The following is an 18,818-nucleotide window of genomic DNA, read 5'->3' on the forward strand; positions in this document are numbered from 1 at the left end:
GGCGCGGCCGGCCGGGCGGCGACGACGCTCTTGCACACCGCCTTGTTGGCGTTCCCAGCCTTCGAGCAGTCGTAGTTGCGGGCTGTGGTCGTCTTGCTCACCGTCGCGGCGACCGGCGCAGCTGGAGTGGCGGGCTTGGCCGCGGCGGCCGTCTTGCATACCGCTTTGTTGGCGTTGCCGGCCTTGGTGCAGTCGTAGGTCCGAACGGTCTTGGTGGCGGCCTGACCGTGAGCAACGCCAGACACGAGCAGCGCGGCGCCGGCGATGACCGGAGCTAGTCGAACGATACGCATGATGATCCTCCCTCTGATCAGTGGATCGTGCTCGCTCGCCGATCGTGAGTCCATCCCGGGTCCGCCCTATACGGCCTCGCGGTCGATCGACCGGGTGCCGTGTAATCGGTCCATCTCGAGCATCATCACGTCGTCGCGGGTAATCAGCATGTCGACGAACTCGTGGTCTCGCCGCACGTCGTCACGGCCATAGCGGTAGTTGCCAATGGTGGGACTGGCGAGCAACGTATCGGTGCCGCGGACCAGCGCGGTGATCAGGAACGGTTCGTCGCCGTCGAGCGCCGCGATCACCGGACTGTCGTCGTCGAGTAGATGAACCACCGTCCAGGCCAGCCCGAGCATCGGGTTGCGGTTGCGCACCAGCTCGAGCTCGGCGAGCCGGCGATAGATGCTGCCGTCCTCATGACGCCGGGTCTCCAACCACGATATCTGTGCGTCGGCGTCGGCGAGCGGCCGCGAGCGGATCGAGACGACCCGAAGCATCAGCGCTCGCTGCCCCTCATACTGGCCGATCACCATCGAGTTGCTGAACGCGAGGCCGACCCGGGGCCGCGCGAACCGCGCGAAGATCAGACCGGTAATCGTCGCCGAGAAGAACAGCCCGAGCAGGATCTCGATCGCCGCGATCGCGTGCGCAATGTGCGTGGCAGGATACATGAACCCGTAGCCGACCGTGCCCAGCGTATCGATCGAGAAGAACACGCCGTCGATCAGCGATCCTGGCCGCGCGTTGGCGATCGCGCCGGGCATCGCGGTATAGACCAGCCCGAACCCAAGGTTGATGATCGCGAACGCCAGGCAGACGAACCCGACGAACGCCGCCCAGCCCATCTCCATGATGCTGTAGTAGAGGTCAGCGAACGGTGACGGCACGCCGTTGCGCACCGTACGCACCGATCCGAAGTCGTAGCTTTGCGAACGCCGGCCTAGCATGGACCGCGCTATCGCGGTTCTGGGCGTCCTGGACAACGGTGAGCGAACGGCACTCGCCCGCTCATCCCCCTTGCCGCGCCAAGCTCATCACCCAGCGTGTGATCGCGAGAACCACAGGGAACACGATGATGCCGCCGAGCAGCCAGGGTTCGAGCCGCAGCAGCGCCCGCCGTACCGGTCCTGGGTCACTGGGCATTGCGGACCTTTGCCTGAATGATCTGATCGACACAGGCCGCGATCTGCTTCAGCCGAGCGATGCCCTGCTCGTCGCCGAGCAGCGCGACGACCCCGATCCGCTCGGCGATCCGCAACGGCGCGTCGACGCCCCATTGCTTCTCGAACGCCAGCGCTTCCGCCCAACGCCTTTGCTGCTCGTCTTGTGGACTGGTCATGCCACCGCCAGTAGCTGCGAAGGATAGGCGCAGGTCAACGCCAGCGCGTCCTCGACCGGCGCCGTCAGCCAGCGGTCGTAATCCTCGTCATGAAGGATGACCGGGATCGCCTTGGGATGCACCGCCCCGACCACGTGTGCGGCGGCGTCGCCGTCATAGCCGCAGGTGAGGAACGCGAACGCGGGGCCGGTATCGGTCGGCCGCCAGACCCCGGCGAACGTAAAGATTGGCCGCGACGGCACCGTGAACCAGTGCGGGCGCTTCTTGCCGGTCATGGGATCGGGCTCGACCGACCATTCCTGGAACGCGGTCACCGGTACCAGGCAGCGCCGCCCGGGGTTGGCCAGCGCCGATCGCCAGAACGGCGAGGCGTAGTTGCGCACGTTTACCACCGGCGCCTTCACCCCTTGAGGCGGCGGGAACCCCCAGCGCATGCCGTGTAGCTCGCGAGTGCCGTTCGCGGTCGCCGTGATCACCACTCCGGGCCGCCCTGGCGAGACATAGTCTTTGGCCATGTCCTCGCGCCACGCGTCCTGAGCGTTGTAATAAGCGAGCAGCTCCCAGCGGGCGACCTGTAGGTTATATAAGTTGCACACGGCGGCCAGATCATCACGATCGATGGCGCGAGACAACCCGGTTCCGACGACCCGTGAAAGAGCCGCTCCGGCGGCTCTAGTCGGCCGACTGCATGACGGTGGGCCACCTTGCGTCGGCGTGATGTAGATGGCAGCCAATGCCAATGGTCGACGAAGACGACGGCTCGCGATGTCAGCCGCCGCCAAAAATGCGTCTCCGAGGTTTCGCGGTAGCAGTCGTTCTCTCACTGCCTTTATGGGCGGGGATCGCGAAGCTCGCTGGCTTGTGGTGAGGCATCGCGATCGATAGCGCGCGACGATGCGCTTCCAGGTCTGCTCATCGGGATAGGGCGGCTGATCGGCATCGGGTCGATCGCGGGTGATCTCGGCGTTGGGACGAACCTTCTTGCCGCCGGCGACCTCGCACGCGGCGCAGTATAGCCGCCGCCAGGCGCTGGGCAGCGCGTCGTCCCAGCCGCGCCGTTCGAACAGCCACCATAGCGCCACGGCGTCGTAGCGCCGAACATGGGCGCAGCGTGGACAGGTCAGGGTGATCGTCCGGCGATAGAGCCCACAATGCTGAAGACAGCCCAGCCGTCGGTCGAGATGGGTTCGGTCGTCGACGCGGCCGCTACTCGCGCCTGGTCCGATACTAGCGGCTGGCATTGATGACCGGCACTTCGGCGAGCCGTGTCGTCCAGGCCGGCGACATGCTGTCCGCGCGGGCTCGCCAGTCGCGCTTGAACCCCTGGCTGCCCGGCACCATCGTGAACTTGCCATAGCGACCGTTGACCGCGTCGATCGCGGTCATCAGCCGCTCACGCCTGTCACCATCGCCCTCAAACAGCGTTCGCGGTCGCAGCTCGGCAGCGACCAGATCGTCGAGCATGATCCCCGCCTTGGTAGAGGCATGGCCGTCGCGCCACGCCGTCTCGACCCCGCGCCGGGCGGCGGCGATCAGCTCGAACGAGTCGGCGGTCATCGGATACAGCGAGATCCGGCGGCTGGCCTGGTATTGCGGCAGGTCGCGGCGATGCTTGTTTGTGTGAAAGAACACGGTGAGCTGCCCCGCCACCAGCCCGTGGCTGCGCAACTTCTCACCCCCGCGCATGGCATACTGGCTGACCGCGCCCATCAGCGTGTCGAGGTCGTTCACCGGCGTTCCGAACGAGCGGGTCACCGCCATCCCGCGCCGTTGCGGCTCGACCGCCTCGACCGCGGCGGCGGCAACGCCCTGAAGCTCGGCGACCAGTCGCTCCAGCACGACCGTACCGAGCCCACGCGCCTGCTTCATCTGGAGGTCGCGCAGCTGGCCTGCGGTGGCGACTCCGAGCGCGGCGAGCTTCGCGGCGGTCGCGCGGCCGATCCCCCAGACGTCGCCGACCGGGAACCGGTCGAGCACGAACGCGCGGATGACTGGATCGCGTAGGTCGGCGACCCCATCAAACAGCGGGTTTTTCTTGGCGGCGGCGTTCGCAAGCTTGGCCAGCGTCTTGGTCGGGCCGATGCCGACACAGGTCGGGATAGTGGTCCAGCGGCGGACCTGGTCGCGCATTCCGTTGACGTGGGCGGTAAGGTCGCGAGTCTCGAACGGGGTCAGGTCGACGAAGCATTCGTCGATGCTGTAGATCTCGATCTCGCTTGCGAACGCGTCGACCGCCGCCAGCACCCGGCGCTGCATGTCGCCGTAGAGGGTGTAGTTGCTGCTGAGCACCCGGACGCCGTGCCTGGTCAGCCGGTCGCGGATCAGGTGGACGGGATCGCCCATCTTGACCCCCAGCACCTTGGCTTCCTGCGAGCGGGCAATGGCGCAGCCGTCATTGTTGCTGGCGACGATCACCGGCACACCGACCAGGCTGGCGTCGAACGCGCGCTCGCAGCTCACGTAATAGTTGTTGCAGTCGATCAGCCCGATCGCGGTCATCGTGGTCTGCCGCTCACTGGCGATAGCGGCGAGCGAGCGCGACCACCACGCCCCAGACCTCGACATGCTCGTCGACGATGATCGCCGGGAACCCGTCAGCCTCAGGCACCAGCCACAGGCGATCGCCGCGCTTGCGCAGCCGCTTCATCGTCCGCTCGCCTTGGACCAGCGCCACGACGATATCGCCATGGCGCGCCTCGACCGCTCGGCTGACGACCACCAGGTCGCCGTCGGTGACGCCGGCGCCGCCCATCGAGTGGCCCGATACCCGCATGACGTAGCTCGCGGCGGGGTGATCGATCAGCCAGGCGGCAAGATCGATCGGCTCTTCCATGTCGTCCTGGGCTGGCGACGGGAACCCGGCGGGGGTCGAGCAGAGCAGCAGCCGCGCTTCGCGCGGTATCAGCGTGAATGGTATTCCCGGAGGCTCTGAGTCGGCGGCATGGCCGCTTGCGTAGAACAGAACAGGAACGGTTAGCAACGGATGCCGATACCGGCTGGCGTCAGATCGGGGCGGCCCCTGTAGACCTTGCTTTCGATAGCGACCGGTTGGCGCCATCGTCGGCCAACACGGCTTTGCGGAAGTGACCCGCGGCATAGGCCGGCTGCTTGCCGATGAACGTCAGCGTAAAGCCTATCTCCGGCCCGGTTCTCGCTGATGCCATGGAATAAGCCGCTGAACATGAGCCGATCGCCAAGGCGCGGATGATCGCGGTGTGGGATCCGCCACGCGTCGTTGACGCACCAGGCCACGTCGCCCAGCCGCCAGTCGACCGACGCCGGGCCAACGCGACGCGGCTAACGGGCGCGGCGGAAGGGCCAGATCAACCTCGTCGCTCCTCTTTGACGCGTGTCCATCAGACTAGTGGCGACGTCTCCGCGCGCCAAACAGCATGAACCATTCGACTTGTGCTGCGACCAGAGCGACAGCGCTGGTGCTAGCCGCGACCGACGAGTCGCGGCGGCGGGCCCCGGGCGCGATGATCGCCGGGGCTGTGGCTGGTGGGGGCGGCGCTGGTGCCGCGCCCGACGGAGACCCGCATCATGATCAAGCTCAGCGATACCCAGGCCATCCTGCTCTCGACCGCCGCCCAGCGTGCCGACGGCAGCCTCCTGCCCCTGCCCGCCAACCTCAAGCCCGGCGGCGGCGCGACCAAGGCGATGGGGGTGCTGATTACCCATGGCTATGCCGAGGAACGCGACACCGAGGACGCAGGCGCGGTACGCCGGGTCGAGGATGATCGCCGGATTGGCCTGTTCATCACCGCTGCCGGCGCGGCGGCCATTGGCGTGGCGTTGCCCGGCGGCGATGAGGCTCGCAACAAGGCCGCCAAGGTCGAGACTCCCTCCCCCGCCGTCCTCCTCGCCGCCGCCACCGGCAAGGCGCCCGCTAAGACCAGCCTCGTGCTCGACCTGATGCGCCGGCCGGTGGGCGCCACGCTCGCCGAGCTGATCGCGGTGACCGGCTGGCTGCCGCACACGACGCGGGCGGCGCTGACCGGCCTGCGCAAGAAGGGCCACGAGATCACCCGCGGCAGGCGCGAGGGGGTGACCTTCTACGTCGCGGTTGCGAAGTGACCGCGCTCGACCAAAGGCTGGCGGCGCTGCCGGGGATGTCCCCGGCAGGCTTGCGCGAAGCCTGGGCGCGGACGACCGCCACGCCGGTGCCGCGCGTCTCGCCCAACCTGCTGCGGCTGGCGCTCGCCTGGGAGATCCAGGCGGGCGCGCTTGGTGGGCTGCCCCGCGCCACCACCGCCGCACTCGATCAGCTCGAGCGCGGCGCGACCACCACCCGCGCCCCCGCCGCCGGCATGCGGCTGGTGCGCGAGTGGGGCGGCAAGGTGCATGTGGTGATGATCGGCGAGGATCGTATGATCCGCTGGGATGACAGGGAGTGGAAGAGCCTGAGCGAGGTCGCCCGCGCGATCACCGGCACGCGCTGGTCGGGACCGGCGTTCTTCGGGCTGAAGCGGAAGCTCGCGGCATGAGCGGCGGTAAGATGGTTCCCGCTCAGCGGGTCCGGTGCGCGATCTATACCCGCAAGTCGTCGGACGAGGGGTTGGAGCAGGCGTTCAACTCGCTGGACGCGCAGCGCGAGGCGTGTGCGGCGTACATCCTGTCGCAGGCGAGCGAGGGCTGGTCGGCGCTGCCCGAGGTGTACGACGATGGCGGCCTGTCCGGCGGCACGCTGGCCCGCCCTGCCCTCCAGCGGCTGCTCGGCGAGGTCGCGGCCGGCCGCGTCGACATCATCGTAGTCTACAAGGTCGACCGGCTCACCCGCTCGCTGTTCGACTTCGCCAAGCTGGTCGAGACGTTTGACAAGAGCGGTACCAGCTTCGTGTCGGTCACCCAGTCGTTCAACACCATCACCAGCATGGGACGGCTCACCCTCAACATGCTCCTGTCGTTCGCGCAGTTCGAGCGCGAGGTCACCGCCGAGCGTATCCGCGACAAGATCGCCGCTTCCAAAGCCAGGGGCATGTGGATGGGCGGTACTCCGCCGCTGGGCTATGCGCCCGATGGCCGCACCCTCGCACCCGTCGAGGAGCATGCCGCGCTCGTCCGGCACATCGTTGAGCGCTATCTCGCGCTCGGCAACGTCACCGTGCTCAAGCGCGAACTTGACGAGCAGGGCATCACCCTCCCCTTGCGCGAACGGAGCAACGGCAATGGCAGGATCGGCGGCGGCCAGTTCGCGCGCGGCCAGCTTTACAAGATCCTCTCCAACCCGATCTACACTGGCCGCATCGCGCATGGCGCCAAAACCCATCAGGGGCTGCACCCGGCGATTGTCGACCTCGACCGCTGGGAGTTGGTCCAGGCCAGGCTCGCCGGCAATCGGCAAGGCACCCGTACCCGCGTACGGGCGGCGAGCCCGAGCCTGTTCGCGGGCAAGCTGGTCGACCCCGCCGGGGAGCCGCTGATCGCGACCCATGCCAACAAGGGCGCCACTCGCTACCGCTATTACGTCAGTCGTGGCCTTCTAGACGGCGCCGCATCCGAAGGCAGCCGCATCCCCGCGCTCGAACTAGAGCGCGCGGTGTGCGAGCGGGTCGCCGAAGCGTTCGACGATCCGATCGCGCTTGCCGCGACCATCGGCGCGGAGCTGACCCCGGCCAGCCTGGGCGCGCTGGTCGCCACAGCTGCCGCCGTCGCCGGGCGCCTCCGGCAGCGCGATCGGCTTCTCGTGCAGCCACTGGTCCAGCGCATCACGCTGATGCCGCATCGGATCGAGGTCGAGTGTTCGAGCGATACTGTCGCCGAAGCGCTCGGAGTAACGCTCGCGCCGGACGTGACGCCAGCGATCACCGTGGCGGCGGAGGTGACCCTCACCCGCACCGGCAAAGCGCTGAGGCTGGTCCAGGACAACGGCGCCGCGATCGGCGGCGGCGAGACCAACGCCGCCGCCGTCCGGCTGCTGATCAAGGCACGCCGCTGGTGGCGCACGCTACGGATCGGCGAACTCACGATCACCGAACTGGCCGCGACCGAGAAGGTCAGCCCTGCCTATCTCACCCGCGTGCTGCGGCTGGCGTTCCTGTCGCCGGAGGCAACCGAGGCGGTGATCAAGGGCAGGCTTCGCGCTAGCGTCGATGTTGGCTCGCTCACCCTCGCCGGTCCCCTCCCCGCCTGCTGGCGCGAACAGGCTCTAAGGTTGATGCCAGCTCGGTCCGTCGACCGCTACGCCGCCCGCGAGGGCCGCGAGACCCGCGACGTCTCGGCCTGTTGAACGAGCGCGCGGACCTGCTTCATCATGACGACGGCACTTAGACGATACTCGTACCAGTTCTCGATACCGTCACGGTGTACCCACCGGATGCGGAACGCCTCGTAGGCTGAGCGTAGTTCAACGCAGCCGCCAACCAGCAGGTCGGCGTGGTCCGGTACCAGGCTTCCGGCATCATGCAGCTGATGGACGTGATGGCAATAGGCGTCCATCGCTTGCACCATCTCTTCGCGAAGGTGAGCGAGGCCGATCAAATCCGCGTCGGCCCTCGCGCTGGTCATGAGCGGCAGCGCCGTGCCGACGATCTCCAGCATGCGCCGATGAAGACGGGCGGTGATGTCGAGGTGATGGACCATCACTCCAGCTAGCCGAGCGGCGGTTTAGGAAGGGTTTGCGCGCACCCGCCTCCGGGGGACACACCGACGATCTGAAGCCAGCAAGATGCGCGAGACCGTCGCTTGGGCCAGCGGCGACGGCCGTAAGTCACCTGCTGCGCGCTAAAGCCGAAGACGACCGACAAAGCGCACATTCTACTTGTCACCGGCGCGAACCGGAGCAATCACACCGGCGCCCCTCGTGAAAGTCGGGGGGCGGGGCGTCGAAACCTCAGCATACAAACTCGGTCCAGCTTCAAGCTAGGCCGGGTGGCATGCGCGCATGTCCAGCCGGCTCGCCGGTAAAGGCGCATGCGCCTGCGTGTATGCCAGGTTTCGAACATCCGGCTTCGGGCCGTCGCTCCGAGAGGACATAGGTGCGACGAGTAAGCCGAGATCACGGCAGCGGCGCGCCCAAACGGGGTGAAGCGCGATGCTGGTGCTGCTGAACGACGACGCTGATCCACAGCTGATCACCCGCGTGCCGCAGGGCAACGCGCGCCGCGAACACGCGCTGCGCGATCTCATCCACGACAACCCGGCCATCCTGCCGGTCCATGATCTCGACCCGAGCTTCGGCCGCCTGTTTACGGTGGCGAAGGAGCTCAACATCCCCGGGGTCGGGTTCGTCGACGTGCTGCTCGCCGACGAACGAGGCCGCCTGGTGGTGGTCGAGTGCAAGCTCTGGCGTAACCCGCAGGCACGGCGCGAGGTGGTTGGCCAGATCCTCGACTATGCCCGTGAGCTGAGCCGCTATGCCTATGACGATCTCCAGCGGCAGGTCTCGATCGCGACGAAGCGGCAAGGCAACGTCCTGTACGCGCTCGCTCACTCGGCCGGCAGCGACCTGGACGAGGCCAGCTTCGTCGACCGGGTAAGCCGCGACCTCGCCGCCGGCCGGTTCCTGCTGCTGATTGTCGGCGACGGCATCACCGAGGGCACGCGGCGCATCGGCGAGTATCTTCAGGGCCAGCCGGGGCTGGCGTTCGGGTTCGGGCTGATCGAGATGGTAGAGTATCGGTACGGCGAGCTCGGCGCCGAACGGGTCATCGTCCAGCCGAGGGTGCTGGCGCAGACCGTGGTGATCGAACGCCATGTGATCCGCAGCGAGGTGCCAGGGACGGTCATCGATCCGGTAGTGAGCGAGCACGAGCGGCCGTTACGGTCGACGGTATCGCCGGGATCCGGCGGCGGGAGCAGCAACGCAGCTTCCGAGGCCTCGCAGGCCTGGAGCCGGTTCGTCGAGCGATTTGTCGCCGAGACCCGGTTCGACGATCCCGGGCAGCCGCCGCCCCGGCGCGGCGGCAATGGGTGGATCAGGGTGCCGCTGCCCGGCCGGCTGTACGTCAACGTCTATCGCAGCCTCGCTTCGCAGGCGATCGGCGTGCAGGTGAGGTTCCCGGGCGCGGAAGGGATCGACCTCTACCGCGAACTCCTCGCCGACCGCGACGGCCTCGACGCAGAGTTCGCGGCGGCCGCCCTCCCCGCCCCCGAGTGGATCGTCGGCGACGTTCCCGAGCTACTGCTTACCTGCCCGTCGTCCTCGCCATGGGACGAGGCTCGCGAAGCGGAGCAGATGGGGTGGCTCAGCGGCGCCGCGAACCAGATGGTCAATAGCCTGCGACCGCGGCTGCAAGGTAGCGCGAGGGAGCTGGCAGCGTGAGCCGGGCGACGCAATCCGCGCTCATGGTCGCGGCGCTGCTCACCGCCGCGGCAACGGCAGCAGCCGACAAGCCAAAATACGATCATGTCTATGGGCCAGAGCCGTCATGGGCCGAGTTCCGCAGGCTCGGCGAGGCAGCGATCATCGCGCGCCTGATCGATCCGGAGTCGGCGCGGATCACCTGGTTGAGTGGCATCCACAAGGGCGGCATCAAGCCCGTCTTCTCTACTTACTTCGACGGCTACGTCGCCTGCGGCAGCGTGAATGCCAGGAACCGCATGGGCGGCTACACCGGCGCCAGAGTGTTTGTCGTCGTCATCGATTATGGGCGGGCACTGCTCGCCGACATCGATCACGGCTCGAGCCGCGTCTATGATGAGACCTGCGCCAGAGCGCTCAACACCGGCCTCTTCCCGCCGGTGCCGGACGCTGACCTGAGCCGTCTGGTAGCTAACCCGGCAACGGCCGCACCAGCAGCAGACGCCGCCCCCCTCGCTAACGCCGCAGGGCTTGCGGTCCGCGCGATGCCCGAAGGTGCCTATGTTGCCGCGGTAACACCAGGCTCGCGAGCCCAGCTCGCCGGGCTGAAGCCCGGCATGGTCATCACCAGCGTCAACGCCATCCCGCTCGCCGGCATGGGCGAGGCGATGCGCAAAGTGGTCGATGCCGCTAGCGGCGCTGTGACCCTGACGCTGATCGGCGGCATCACGATCAAGCTAGGAGGCAGCACATGATCCATAGACGGCTTCTCTTTACGGCACTGGCAGCGATGCTGGCCTGCTCACCCGCCAGCGCCAAGGACGACTATGTCTATGGCCCCGCTCCCGACTGGGCGCGCTACAGGCAGCTCGGCGAAGCCGCGGTGCGCGCCGCGCTCCCCGATCAGGCGAGCTGGGAGGTGGGGTGGCCGAACGGCTATGTGAAGCGCGGCTGGATCCAGCATGGCCATGTCTATGGCTACGCCACCTGCGGCGTGTTGCACGCGATCAAGCCGGTCACCGGCTACGACCCACTGACCGACTTCGTGATCGTCATCGACCATGACGCGGTCAAAACGCTCGACATCAGCAACCGCAGTAATGGCAAGGTGGCGATCATCTGTAGGTCGGTGGTGCAGCAGGGGCAGATGCCGCCGGCCAGCATGATGGCTGCGCCAGCGCCAGCGCCGACCGCGCTGGTGGTCGGGTTACTGGGGCTGGAGATACGGGCGGCGCCGGAAGGCGCCTATATCGTATCGGTCGCGAGCGGGTCCGCGGCGGCACGGGCGGGGCTTGTGCCCGGTACCGTCCTCACCCGCGCCAACGGCATCTCGCTAGTCGGCATGGGCGCGGCGATGGCTACCGTGCTCGGTGCCGATACGCCTGCCCTAACCCTCGACACTGCCACAGGCGGCCACTTCGATATCAAGCGTTAGCGTTGCCGTCCGCGTCAGGCGCCCGTGTTAGCCGGTCGAGCACGACCAGCATCGCCTCGGTGTCCCGCGCGCAATAGGCGAGCAGCCCCTGACGCAATGCTTCGCGGCGATCATCGCTGGTCGCGGGGTCGATCGCTTCCAGATAACCGGCCTGCGCGTCGGTGCCGGACTTCACCTCGGTCAGTTCGTCATAGCCCGGCGTCCCCAGGGTCGGCAGCACCGCCTTGATCGACCAGCTGCCGTGCATGTCGCGATGATAGTAATGGCGGCGCGCGACCGGCAGCAGATCGACCAGCCGGTCGGCGAGGCTGGTGAGCGATGCGGCGAGATCGGGGAACAGCCTTGCGAGCCCGATCAGGCAGGTGCGCTCGAACGGCGCGTTCCAGGCGATCACCGCGCCGGTCGCCGGCAGGGTGATTAGCGCCTCGGCGCAGAGCCGTCGCGGATCGATCCCGTTGATCGACAGGAACTCGTGGTGCGCGATGCTGCCGTCCGCAGCCGCGACGTGTGCCGACCATTGGAACGGCACCTGCTCGAACGGCTTCGTTCCCAGCCAGCGGGGGATGGCGAACTGTATGGTCTCGAAGTCGAGATAGGTGCGCGGGTAGGCCCAGTCGTCGGTCTCTGCGACGATCGCCTCGGCGTCGTGGAAGGGAACGCCGCTGACCGTCGCTGCGTGAACGCGCGACAGCTTTGCGCTGGTCATGGCCTCGGCTGGTGCGAGCGTGAGATCGCTGATGCCGCCGGCGATCAGCTTTGCCGCCAGCTTCTTACCAGCGGTGTCGGGCAGCAGCGACACTGGCCACATCGGTGCGGCCGGCATCCCGCGCCCGCACCAGCTCTTGAACGAGCAGGCGAACGGCGTGTCGCAATGCGCGCCGATCTCTCGAGCTGGCTCGTCGCTAGCGAGCACCGCGCGTGCCGCTGCGACAATGACACCGCGGCCGGCGATCACCGGCTCGAGGTCGGCACCGATGAAGCTGTCGGCGAACAAGCCGGCATAATCACCAGCCCGGGACAGCACGAACGAGCGGTCGATGTGGCGGATCGATGCTCGCGCCACGTTCACCCCTGCCCCGCGCATCACCCATAGCTGAGTGGCGAGATCGCCGCGGTGGTACTCTTTCATCCCCGTCGTGTTCTTGACCTCGGCAACATGCCAGCCGCTCGCCGTCGGCAACATTAGATCGACCCGGACCAGCACGCCTTCGTGCGCGAACGTCGCCTCGAACAACGGCCGATCGGTCGATGCCAACAGCCGGGCGGTCTCGTCTATCGCTGCACCAAGCCCGCGCGCATCGTCGATCATGAAGCCGCCGGGGTGAAGACGACAGGCCAGCTCACCCACCCGGTGCCCATCGGCAAACGCCGAACGGGTCGAGGCAGCCACCACGGCTGCCTCCGGCCGATGCACCGACAGCCACAGCCGCCGCGGGCACTGCTCGAACAGCGTGATCCGAGACTTGGACAGGCCGTGGCGCTTGGTCATCGTGTTGCGGTGGACGTTTCGATGCGAAGACATGACACAGGAAGCCGGGTGTACGGAGCGAAGTCCATAGCCAGCGTCCGCGCGAAGGCAGTCAATGTATCCAGCTAGGAAGCGGCGGCAACGGCGGACGCTTGCGGTTGCGCAGTACCGCCACCGGCCGGCCGTCCGGCATGAACTCGCGATCGGCGAACTGCCAATGGTTCATCGTCCATTCGAGCATCTGGGTCATGCTGTCGACGAGGTCGTCGTGCCGGCCGTGCGGGAACGCCCGTAGCTCTCCCAGCATATTGTCGAGCCCGTCGAGTTTAGCGGGGAGGAACATCCGACCCTCTTCGATCTGGCCAGTCTGCGCGACCAGCCGTTCGACCTTGCCGAGCCTCGGCGATATCTCGATGAGTCGAACCGGACCGTTCTTGCGGAAGTCCTGGATCAGGCCGGTGCCATTGTTGGATTTCTCCATCAACACGCGATCCGGCCTGAACCGGCTGTGCAAGGCGATCACCGCCTTTTTCAAATCGGGGTATTCGACCCGAGCGCGGTAGATATGGATCAGGAATAGCCGACCGGCGAGGTAGCCCCAGGTGGTGCCGACCGACCAGTCCGCCGTGATCGATACCCCGACCGCAGTATCCCAGCTTTGAAAGACCTTCTCGAACCGATCGCGAGGGATCTCCATTTCGAACCGTCTAAAGTGGTCGAGACGAACGAGGTTGCCTTCCAGCGCGACCGGGTTCTGGAGATACTGCGCCGAGTAGATCTGTGCCCCGGACTCGATCCGCTTCTCCTCGAGCTGTTCTCGCGACATGAGTTCGGGACAGAGCATGTCGTTACGACGGTAAAGGTGGGTCACACCGGGGCCGATCTCGATCTCCAGATCCTCGAGACCGATCGCCGGGAGGCATAGACAGGCATAGCCCTTGTCGCGCAGGTACGCCGCCGGATCGTCTTCGTGCAACCGCTGCTGGATCGATATGATGGCGTTGTCGCCGCGCGGGTTGAGCCGGTGGACGACGGTATTGTCGATCCAGCTTTTGACGGCGGCACGCGCCGCCTCGCTGTTCGCGTCGGCACCCGTAATGAGGTCGTCGAAGATGATGAAGTCCGCGCCGCTGCCGGTCGAACGGCTTTCCGGCGAGATGATCAGGATGCGGCCGCCTCTGGTGGTGACGACCTCGTCCTGTCGGTCACCACCAGCCGCGATCACCGTCCCCGCGAACAGCCGGCGATACCAGTCCGCTTTCAGGATCGAGCGACGCTGGTCGCCATGCTGTCGGCCCAGACCCTGCCCATAGGTCGCCACCATGATTTCCGCGGACGGGTTTCGGCCGAGGATCCAGCACGGGAACGCGACCGCGACGGTGATCGACTTCAGGAACCGTGGCTGGATCCAGATCATCGAGCGAGGCAGACTACCGGCCGCCACCCGCTCCAGCCAATAGCACATCGCTCGCAGGTACCATGATGGCTGGAGCGGCGGCTCCTGGGGCTTGAGGTGGCCGAACACCATCATCACGAACGGCAGCAGCCGATCGCGCGCGAGCGCGTCGACGACTGCTGCCTGGGAAGGTGCCTTCAATCCTTCGCCCCCTGATTGCGATGGGTAACCTCGTCCTCGAACCAGGCGATGATGCTCTTGCCCGTTTCCGTCAATTCGGCCGTCGAGGCTTCAGTCATTTGCGTGGGCGCGTCGGCCGCGTCGTTCATCGCCCATTTGCTGAGTTCGAATACGGTCTTGCGAGCCCGCCAGTCGCCCTCGGCGGCAAGCGCCACCTCCTTTTTCACGAGTGCTTCGAACAAGGCGATTTTACGAGTGCCGCGCGCGGTCTGCACGTCGACCGGTGCCGACAGGATTTTGCGCACGATCGCCTTCGTTCCCTTGGCTCCCTTCGGCCGCCCCTTGGGATTGCCGGACACGTGCGGCGGGAAGCTGCCTTTGTTGGGAAGACGCTTGCGTCGAACACCGCCCGGCTCGGCAACGAGCCGGGGGTCATCACCCCCGCCGGGAGGCATCGGCATGCTCGCAGCTGTGGAGGGGACGGTCGGGATGAACCGGATGCGCGGACGCGGCGAGGGATAGGAATGAGTAGTCATGGCAAAGATCCTTGGATGAGGCTGGTGTGAGTTCAGGCGACGGCGACGAACCGCGTCCGCGGACGCGGTGACACCTGCGGCTTGGCGGGCGGCGCGATCGGATCGATGCGATCGGCTGCCACCTGAGCAAAGGATTGCCCGGTGGCCTCGAGCAGCGCCTCGCGGCCGGTATACTGCTCCCAGCGGCGCACGGCGGTGTCGACATAGATCGGGTCGAGCTCGATGCCGTAGCCGATCCTACTGGTTCGCTCGGCCGCGATGATGGTCGTCCCCGAGCCGAGAAAGCTATCGAGCACGATTTCGTCACGGTTGGAGACGTCGCGGATGGCGTCGGCAATCAAGGCGACCGGCTTCACCGTCGGATGCGAGCTCAGTTCCGTCATACGGTCCTTGCCAAAGCTATTACATCCCGGCATATCCCAGACGTTACTACGCGATCGGCCATAAGAGCCGAGCATGACGTTGTTGCGGTGGCGAGCGCCCGGCTTCTTGAAAACAGCGATCAGCTCGTGCTTCGACCTGTACAACGATCCCATCGATGCATTACTTTTATTCCAAACGCAGAGGTTGATGAGTTCCATCTTTGCAGCTTTGCCGGCCGTGATGAGCTTGTCGATGCTTCTCCAGTCCATGAACGCCATGATGATCGCACCTTTTACGCAATGGTCCTGTGCGAGATCGAGTTCGTCGAAGAGGAACGTGTTGAACTCGCCATCTGAAAATTCACCGTTGCCCATGACGAAGTCAGCGTGCTTGATCGAACCCTTTCCGCCGATGTGGTTTTTCGACACGTTGTAGACCGTGTCCTGGATCGACATCTGGGCCTTGTCGCCGCGCATGAGCGCATCGTAGGTCGACCGCTCCAGCGCCGAGCCGCACACGATCCGATGGCGGTTACACAGCCAGACGTCGCCGAGCCGTGACGTCACCGGCCCAGACACGTCGGTGACGAGGTCGGCGGCATCGTTCTCGAGATCGATTGGCTCATCCAGACCGCTGATCCTGATGTCGATCTCGGCATGCTTGAACCCGAGATGCTCGATGTTGAACCCGAGATCACGCGAGGAGAAGTCCTTCAGCGCGACCGCCAGCCGGGTGTCGTCGAAGCTCGAAAGCTCGGCGACGCGGTTGTCAGCCAGCCGGAACGCTTGCAACTGGTCCTCGCTCAAGCCAGCGACCCGCAGCACCGGCACGGTCGCAAGACCGAGCAGCAACGCCGCCCGGTGGCGTCCCTCGCCGGCGACGATCACGTTGGCATCATCGCTGATTATCGGGGTCATAACCCGGGTTGCCACGACCGCGCGCGCGATCGCCTCGACGCTCGTATCCGTGTGCACGCGTGGATTACCCGGTCGGATCGATAGCTGGCTCGGTTTTACATATTCAACCGCGTCGAAGACGATCGGATCGATCGTGCCAAACATCTCCTTCGGCGAGATCGCTTGGCTGGTCAGTGATGGTGATGATGCCTTGCCCATTGTCGTTACTCCGGTTGGAGCGACAAGCAGGTGTGGCGTTGATCCCAGAACATCAGGACGGCCGCCACCGTCGCCTGCCTGGCGTCCGGTGAAAGGCTCGTGCTCAGATGCTGCCCCACCGGGGCATAAGGATTCGTCTGCGCGAGGTGACCTCTCGGCCACCAAGGTGCAATGCCAGGGCGCGACTACGCCGTCAAGCGGCTCCGGGTCACTTTCTGTATCTTTTCAATGGCTTGTTGACAATGAAAGTCGGCCATCGGGTGGCATTGGTCGGACCAAAAAAGCTGAGTGGAAGCCTGATCAGTCGCTGAGCTTGATCCTGGCGTACAATCGGTCCCGCGCGTCGCGCTCGGCGATCCAACACTCGCCAATTTTACTCAGCCATCGGTTCGATCGACAGACAGCCTGTTAATCGGTCTGCGCACGTCCAATAACCTGATCACAGCCTGTTATCAGCCTGTTCCCATTCGATACGGCCGAGGGCTTTTTACGTTTATAAGCAGTGGCTTGATGCATCTAACCAGACGGTCATCCCGGTCGAAACGTCGTAGAGCCTGTTATTCAAGTGATAACAGGCAAAGTGGCCGAGAATGCAGAACCCTACTGGCGACCAAGGGCTCGGAGAATGAGCGTGCACATTGCCGCTAAATCGGATTGAAGATGTGTCTCTGCGGTACCGTTTGATCGCCCAAAAGCCGCAGAACTGCGCCGTTCTAGCCAGTTACCAGGTTGAAACGACCGGAGGGGCAGACTGCGTGGCGGAGCGGGAGGGATTCGAACCCTCGATACGCTTTTGGCGCATACTCACTTTCCAGGCGAGCGCCTTCGACCACTCGGCCACCGCTCCGCATCCGCTGGACGGTTGCGCCTAGCGTGCGGCGGAGGCGCTCGCAAGCGATTGCGCGTGGGGCCGGGCTGGGGCAGCATGGCGCTATGATCAGCACCCTCCTTGCCGCCGCGCTTCAGGCCGCGCCGATCGCCGCCCATGCCCCGCTGCCTGGCGATGCGATCGCCGCCGACTGGCGGCCGATCCCGGACGACGAACTGATGGTGATGACGCTGGCGGGCGGGCGGACCGTCGTGATCCGGCTGGCCCCCCGCTATGCGCCCGAGCATGTCGCCAATGTCCGCCGGCTGGCGCTGGCGCATTATTGGGACGCGACCGCGGTGTATCGCGTGCAGGACAATTGGGTGACGCAATGGGGCGGTCAGCCGGCCGACCCGCCTAACGACGCCGGCAACAAGCCGCTGTCCGCCGGTGTCGTGCCCGCCCCCGCCGCCGAGTACGACCTTGCCAGCAGCTTCCTGCCCGCGCAACGGCTGTCCAGCGACGCCTATGCCAGCGAGACGGGGATCACTGCCGATGGCTGGGCGATCGCCGGGCAGGAGCTGATCTCCCGCTCGGCACCGGCACCGGCACCTGCCGCCGCCTGGCTCACCCATTGCTACGGCACCGTCGGCGTGGCGCGTGGCGCGGCCCCCGACACCGGCAGCGGGTCGGAGCTGTTCATGCCGATCGGCGGCTCGGCGCGGCGGCTCGACCACAACTACACCATCGTCGGGCGGGTGATCGAGGGCGCGCGCTACCTGTCCGGCCTGCCGCGCAGCGATGCGCCGATGGGCATGTACGCCACCGCCGCCGAGCAGACTGCGATCGTGTCGGTGCGGCTGGCGAGCGACCTGCCCGCCGCCACCCGGCCCCGCTTCGAATATCGTGCCGCCGACAATCCGCGCTACGCGGCGATGCTGGCGGCGCGGCAGCACCCGGCCGGGATGGTGGCACCGGGCGGCATCGACGTGTGCGACGTGCCGCTGGCGACACGGCGGACGGCGTCGTGAAGGCCTAGCGGCCAACCCAGTCGGCGACCTGACCGGCGATCTGGTTGGCGGCGTCGTTCAGCGCCGGACCGGCGCTGGCCGCGTCGATCGACGCGACCGGGACGCGCACCTCGAAACGTTGTTTCTCGACGCCGCTCTTGCCGGGGATGCGCACCAGCGACGCGTCGAAGGTGACCACCGCCTGCCGGCTGCCGGCGTCGAGGCCGAAGCTGCGCAGCTCGCCGCCGAGATGCGCGCTGGGGTCGCCAACCGCCTGCACCGATGACAGCACGACGCGGCCGGTTCGCGCGGCGACGGTATCGGCCAGCAGCCGCTCCACGTCAGCCCGTTCCGTGGTCAAGCGAGTGCGGGCCAGATCCTGATCCATCAAGTCCTCCGAGAACGTTCGACGACGAGCAACCTCAGCAACGCTAGTCGCCGGGGCGCGTCTTCAGGACCGACCACGGTCAGCGCGATGTTTTCCTTCAGCGCGAACTGGGCGAGCCACGTGGGATCGGTGATCGGCAGGTTGAAGTTGATCGACGAGAAGATCGGATTCTGCTCCATGAACGGTAGGATCATCGCGAACCCGGAGTAGTTGTAACGCGAGGTCGCATCGTAGGGGCGGGCGGGTCGTGTGCCCCGGC

20 protein-coding genes and 1 tRNA gene are annotated in these 18,818 nt (G+C 66.3%); 7 read left to right on the forward strand and 14 right to left on the reverse strand.

Going from position 1 to position 18,818, the window contains the following annotated elements; translation table 11 throughout:
* From HUU96_RS02215 to HUU96_RS02240, 6 genes are all read right to left on the reverse strand, one after another.
* The coding region (locus tag HUU96_RS02215; RefSeq protein WP_174291235.1) for a hypothetical protein at positions 1–347 on the reverse strand (347 nt) is incomplete at its 3' end.
* A gap of 12 nt (positions 348–359) precedes the next feature.
* Positions 360–1,226, reverse strand: a complete 867-nt coding sequence (locus HUU96_RS02220) for an ion channel (protein ID WP_174291236.1) — start codon at positions 1,224–1,226, stop codon at positions 360–362.
* Between the two features lie 185 nt (positions 1,227–1,411).
* On the reverse strand, positions 1,412–1,618 hold the full coding sequence (locus HUU96_RS02225; RefSeq protein WP_174291234.1) for a DUF6961 family protein: 207 nt from the start codon (positions 1,616–1,618) through the stop codon (positions 1,412–1,414).
* Positions 1,615–2,700, reverse strand: coding sequence for an SOS response-associated peptidase (locus HUU96_RS02230; RefSeq protein ID WP_254604902.1), 1,086 nt, complete (start codon positions 2,698–2,700; stop codon positions 1,615–1,617). The genes HUU96_RS02225 and HUU96_RS02230 overlap by 4 nt, the downstream gene beginning before the upstream one ends.
* Before the next feature lie 145 nt (positions 2,701–2,845).
* Positions 2,846–4,183: a Y-family DNA polymerase gene (locus HUU96_RS02235; RefSeq protein ID WP_254604903.1), complete on the reverse strand. Its 1,338-nt coding sequence runs from the start codon at positions 4,181–4,183 to the stop codon at positions 2,846–2,848.
* Complete coding sequence (locus HUU96_RS02240; RefSeq protein ID WP_254604904.1) at positions 4,131–4,598, reverse strand: LexA family protein; 468 nt, start codon at positions 4,596–4,598, stop codon at positions 4,131–4,133. The genes HUU96_RS02235 and HUU96_RS02240 overlap by 53 nt, the downstream gene beginning before the upstream one ends.
* Before the next feature lie 563 nt (positions 4,599–5,161).
* Here HUU96_RS02240 and HUU96_RS02245 point away from each other — a divergent pair.
* From HUU96_RS02245 to HUU96_RS02255, 3 genes are read left to right on the forward strand one after another with little or no spacing between them, the layout of a single operon-like run.
* The gene (locus tag HUU96_RS02245; RefSeq protein ID WP_174291239.1) at positions 5,162–5,695 is read left to right on the forward strand and encodes a DUF3489 domain-containing protein; all 534 of its coding nucleotides are present in this window, start codon (positions 5,162–5,164) and stop codon (positions 5,693–5,695) included.
* A complete protein-coding gene (locus HUU96_RS02250) occupies positions 5,692–6,105 on the forward strand; it encodes a DUF2924 domain-containing protein (protein WP_254604906.1) in 414 nt (137 codons plus the stop codon). Before HUU96_RS02245 ends, HUU96_RS02250 begins: the two co-directional genes overlap by 4 nt.
* Complete coding sequence (locus tag HUU96_RS02255; protein WP_174291240.1) at positions 6,102–7,847, forward strand: recombinase family protein; 1,746 nt, start codon at positions 6,102–6,104, stop codon at positions 7,845–7,847. Before HUU96_RS02250 ends, HUU96_RS02255 begins: the two co-directional genes overlap by 4 nt.
* Here HUU96_RS02255 and HUU96_RS02260 read toward each other — a convergent pair.
* Positions 7,799–8,158, reverse strand: a complete 360-nt coding sequence (locus HUU96_RS02260; protein ID WP_174291241.1) for a hypothetical protein — start codon at positions 8,156–8,158, stop codon at positions 7,799–7,801. The two genes, HUU96_RS02255 and HUU96_RS02260, sit on opposite strands and share 49 nt — an antisense overlap.
* A 493-nt stretch (positions 8,159–8,651) precedes the next feature.
* On the opposite strand from HUU96_RS02260, the gene HUU96_RS02265 reads away from it, so the two are divergent.
* Genes HUU96_RS02265 through HUU96_RS02275 form a run of 3 tightly spaced genes read left to right on the forward strand, consistent with a single transcriptional unit; the run spans position 8,652 to position 11,295 of the window.
* Complete coding sequence (locus tag HUU96_RS02265; protein ID WP_174291242.1) at positions 8,652–9,881, forward strand: hypothetical protein; 1,230 nt, start codon at positions 8,652–8,654, stop codon at positions 9,879–9,881.
* Positions 9,878–10,615 (forward strand): PDZ domain-containing protein, encoded by a 738-nt coding sequence (locus tag HUU96_RS02270; RefSeq protein WP_174291243.1) that lies wholly within the window; start codon positions 9,878–9,880, stop codon positions 10,613–10,615. Before HUU96_RS02265 ends, HUU96_RS02270 begins: the two co-directional genes overlap by 4 nt.
* Positions 10,612–11,295, forward strand: coding sequence for a hypothetical protein (locus HUU96_RS02275; protein ID WP_174291244.1), 684 nt, complete (start codon positions 10,612–10,614; stop codon positions 11,293–11,295). Before HUU96_RS02270 ends, HUU96_RS02275 begins: the two co-directional genes overlap by 4 nt.
* On the opposite strand, the gene HUU96_RS02280 is transcribed toward HUU96_RS02275, so the two are convergent.
* From HUU96_RS02280 to HUU96_RS02300, 5 genes are all read right to left on the reverse strand, one after another.
* Positions 11,285–12,784 carry a DUF2779 domain-containing protein gene (locus HUU96_RS02280; protein WP_174291245.1) on the reverse strand — a complete coding sequence of 500 codons (1,500 nt, stop codon included), beginning with the start codon at positions 12,782–12,784 and terminating at the stop codon, positions 11,285–11,287. The two genes, HUU96_RS02275 and HUU96_RS02280, sit on opposite strands and share 11 nt — an antisense overlap.
* A 91-nt stretch (positions 12,785–12,875) precedes the next feature.
* Complete coding sequence (gene terL / locus HUU96_RS02285; protein ID WP_174291246.1) at positions 12,876–14,360, reverse strand: phage terminase large subunit; 1,485 nt, start codon at positions 14,358–14,360, stop codon at positions 12,876–12,878.
* Positions 14,357–14,875: a DUF5681 domain-containing protein gene (locus HUU96_RS02290; RefSeq protein WP_174291247.1), complete on the reverse strand. Its 519-nt coding sequence runs from the start codon at positions 14,873–14,875 to the stop codon at positions 14,357–14,359. Before HUU96_RS02290 ends, terL begins: the two co-directional genes overlap by 4 nt.
* A gap of 32 nt (positions 14,876–14,907) precedes the next feature.
* Complete coding sequence (locus tag HUU96_RS02295) at positions 14,908–16,353, reverse strand: site-specific DNA-methyltransferase (protein WP_174291248.1); 1,446 nt, start codon at positions 16,351–16,353, stop codon at positions 14,908–14,910.
* A 756-nt stretch (positions 16,354–17,109) separates the two neighbouring features.
* A tRNA-Ser gene (locus HUU96_RS02300) sits at positions 17,110–17,200 on the reverse strand.
* 86 nt (positions 17,201–17,286) lie between these two features.
* Between HUU96_RS02300 and HUU96_RS02305 the strand changes: the two genes are divergently transcribed.
* Positions 17,287–18,192 carry a peptidylprolyl isomerase gene (locus HUU96_RS02305; RefSeq protein WP_174291249.1) on the forward strand — a complete coding sequence of 302 codons (906 nt, stop codon included), beginning with the start codon at positions 17,287–17,289 and terminating at the stop codon, positions 18,190–18,192.
* 4 nt (positions 18,193–18,196) lie between these two features.
* Here HUU96_RS02305 and HUU96_RS02310 read toward each other — a convergent pair whose 3' ends face one another.
* Positions 18,197–18,559 carry an ABC-type transport auxiliary lipoprotein family protein gene (locus tag HUU96_RS02310; protein ID WP_174291250.1) on the reverse strand — a complete coding sequence of 121 codons (363 nt, stop codon included), beginning with the start codon at positions 18,557–18,559 and terminating at the stop codon, positions 18,197–18,199.
* Positions 18,559–18,818, reverse strand: a 260-nt coding sequence (locus HUU96_RS02315; RefSeq protein WP_217430243.1) for a hypothetical protein, incomplete at its 5' end; no start/stop codon positions are given. The genes HUU96_RS02315 and HUU96_RS02310, both read right to left, overlap by 1 nt.

The organism is Sphingomonas bacterium (assembly GCF_903644135.1).
In the GTDB taxonomy this organism is placed as follows: Bacteria; Pseudomonadota; Alphaproteobacteria; order Sphingomonadales; family Sphingomonadaceae; genus Sphingomonas.